Genomic DNA, 365 nt, shown 5'->3' with positions numbered 1-365 from the left:
TCCTTGTCAAAACCCGCAGCGAGCCCGAACGGCGAAGGAAAAGTCACGCCGAAGGCGGTGGTTTGCAGCGACGCTGCCGGAGCAGTCAGCTTCTGCAAGACCCTCCCTGCTCCCGACGCATGCGCGAGCCGGATGCCCTTGAATCCGATCTTGTGGGCGCGCTCGGCGTCCATCCATGAAAAGGCCAGCCTGAAGAAAGTGGGATAAACGCGCATGCCTTTAGTTTCACGTCTCCGGGGGCGCCACACCAAAACGGTGAAGCGGCCGAACGGACCGGCGGACCGCGGCGGGCCGGTCTAGCATGAGGGCATGCAGTGGCAGCAGGACATCCTGGGGGCTGATTTCGAGTCCCACACCTTTACGGC

The 365-nt window shown here is 63.0% G+C and carries 1 pseudogene; it reads right to left on the bottom strand.

The window, feature by feature from the left end:
• Positions 1-215 (bottom strand): annotated as a pseudogene (locus AC1DKD_RS42500) (quinone-dependent dihydroorotate dehydrogenase); the annotation flags it as partial.
• Positions 216-365: the final 150 nt, after the last annotated feature.

This window comes from Cupriavidus sp. 05T313, assembly GCF_056396665.1.
Note: the sequence above shows the minus strand (reverse complement) of the source record. Positions and strands in the feature narration are given on the sequence as shown.